The organism is Campylobacter sp. US25a (genome assembly GCF_004379075.1).
Taxonomy (GTDB): Bacteria; Campylobacterota; Campylobacteria; order Campylobacterales; family Campylobacteraceae; genus Campylobacter_D; species Campylobacter_D jejuni.
The window spans coordinates 1-245 of sequence record NZ_RYYM01000153.1 but is presented as its reverse complement, the minus strand read 5'-3'; the positions used below and the strand labels follow the sequence as shown (position 1 = coordinate 245).

The 245-nt window shown below is 29.8% G+C and carries 1 pseudogene; it reads left to right on the top strand.

Features of this window, described 5'->3' with window-relative positions:
• Positions 1–245, top strand: a pseudogene (locus ELQ12_RS10105) (autotransporter outer membrane beta-barrel domain-containing protein); the annotation flags it as partial.

The window sequence follows — 245 nt, the reverse complement described above, 5'->3', positions numbered from 1 at the left end:
AAAATAGAACAATTTGTTATCAATAGGGGTGATGATTACACAGCTAATTTAGCTATAAATAATGCTTTCTTTACTAGTGTAGAAGCTAACAACAAGAAAAAAACATATGGGCAAATTATCGTAGGGGGTAATATAGATTTTACAAATCAACTCAGTATGAATCTTGGTTTTGGTGCTAAACAAATACTAGCAGGTAAAGTAGATAATAAAAATGAAACTTACTTAAGTGGTCAAGTAGGACTTAA